The organism is Pseudoalteromonas sp. Isolate6 (genome assembly GCF_022398435.1).
GTDB lineage: Bacteria > Pseudomonadota > Gammaproteobacteria > Enterobacterales > Alteromonadaceae > Pseudoalteromonas > Pseudoalteromonas galatheae.
The window spans coordinates 1-1,949 of record NZ_JAKEVK010000360.1 but is presented as its reverse complement, the minus strand read 5'-3'; the positions used below and the strand labels follow the sequence as shown (position 1 = coordinate 1,949).

Annotated in this window: 2 protein-coding genes; both read left to right on the top strand. The window is 39.1% G+C overall.

The genetic code is table 11. The features are described 5' to 3' along the window. Positions 1-93 precede the first annotated feature (93 nt). Complete coding sequence (locus L1D50_RS22875) at positions 94-522, top strand: hypothetical protein (RefSeq protein WP_128727496.1); 429 nt, start codon at positions 94-96, stop codon at positions 520-522. A 148-nt stretch (positions 523-670) separates the two neighbouring features. Further along, positions 671-1,949, top strand: a 1,279-nt coding sequence (locus tag L1D50_RS22870; RefSeq protein WP_239966922.1) for a hypothetical protein, incomplete at its 3' end; no start/stop codon positions are given.

Sequence of the window (1,949 nt, the reverse complement as noted above, 5' to 3'; positions counted from 1 at the left end):
ATTATGTTTTAATTGTATAGAAATGTAATCTAAATGTGGTTTTTAGACCGGTAAGTGAGATTTTTTGGTATGCCTGAGGGTAAGGAGCGCGAAATGGAACAAGTTTATAACTTTGCGGATGAGATGCAATTAGAGTCTTTAAGGCAGCTAATTGTTGAGAAGATTAATCAGAAAGGACTATCTGAACAGCAAGTTATAGACAGTGCTTACATGAGTGATAGAAGCCTTCGCAATTATAAGACAGAAGGTTACTTAGCCAGTTTAGCGCCACTCTCGTCATCGACGGTAAGTAAGCTAAAGAATCTATTGACTGCGCTTAATATTGAGCCTGAAGAAGTGCTAGAGTACCACCAAAAGCGAATAGAAAATCAACAAAACAACCACCACTCAGACCCTACAAATCAAAATGGACAGCAAAGCAATACTCAGTTTCAAGGGTGCACCTTTAACGGCGGGGCGAATGCACCAAATGTCATCACTGGTAATAGGGACATTACGCTTAACTTTGGTGCTAAAGACTAAAGGTAGCCTTAAATTCCGATAAGGGGTGGTTTGACCCTGTAAATTTAAGCTAGTTAAGAAGCTTGTATCTTTCATAGCGAAGTACTCGCTATTTGAAGCTCTTAAGGCTTAATTGCTCCCGTTTTTAAAATTTTAAAAGTGATTTTATATGAGTGCTGATCCAAAGGAAGCAGAGGTTGGTTCAAGCATTGGCATCGAAACCAATGCATATGATAATGATGTTCCGCAGCAACTAAGCCAATTTGATAGTAGTACGTTTGAAGAAGCTGTGATCCAAGGGAACAGAGATGTTCAGGTCAATAACTATTTCTCAAATGCTGATAAGAAACCACTGAAGTATGAAGCACTTCAGTTAAGAACGTTTCCAAAAATTGCGAGTAATGAGGTCATTTTAGATGACGTCAAGTTAGCCGAACTTAACAATTTCCTCATTTGTCACAACTGGCTGATTATTGAAAAAAACAACGAGAATGCCTTTTATCTCTCAGAGGCTATTGCTGCTGCTTTACAGCAAACCGAAATATCATCTTACTACATACGTCACAATTCATGTCGAATGACTGAGTACTTAGAATCAAGATTTCCTTACGTAGAAAGTCAACACGCGTATGTTATTAGGCAACCAATAGAAGACCTAGAAAGTTTCGAGCGCTTTATCGAAACCCGTGAAAACCTAAATGCACTAACGTCTAAACTAAAAGCACGCAAGGCGACGTTGCTTATGGTATTGGATAGTAAAGGCGATAGTGATTGTCCTAGAAGGATCCAGGAATACCTGCGTTTCAACTCTATAAGTGCTATGCAAGGTTATTGGCAGCCTGCAATTCACTTTACACATGACCCGTTACCTGCGGCGGCGATAGATAACGATGATTGGTTGGGGTGTTTAGTTATTTCGCTAACTTGTTGGTTTAACAACATGCCACTGGTGTTATTTCAAACAGCAATTGCTAAGGCATTTGATCATAAATTAAAACAAGCTAAAGAAATGGGGGAAGGGGTAGAAGCGTTAACTCATGCTTATGCTCGTTGGCAGCAAGATCCTGATGCGTTTTTAAAATTAGCTGGGCTTGAGCTCTCATCATCGTCAGGCTTGGACATTTGTTGTATCCGGCTAAGTTCGCTAAAGCAGGCAAGCGTATATCGAGAAAAGTTGCTTACAAACAATCCATTCCAACTAGCTGTACTCTCGCCAATTATTGAGGGAGTCATTTTTGATCAGGATATAACAAACGAACTCCTTGACATAGATGCACTTTTTTCAGACCTTGCCTATCTCTACTTAAAGCTTTCTGAAGCTGGGGTAATGACTGTAAGCAGTGATTATCTATTAAAGATATTTGAGCGTTATCGTCAGTGCCAAGATTCAAAAATAATTCATTTTATTTCATTTGTTAGGGCGCTTTCTTATCAAGATAGATTTAAGT

Excerpts from the sequence above, each read along its gene's own strand:
- L1D50_RS22875 (WP_128727496.1), top strand. The coding sequence starts at position 94 with ATGGAACAAGTTTATAACTTTGCGGATGAGATGCAATTAGAGTCTTTA.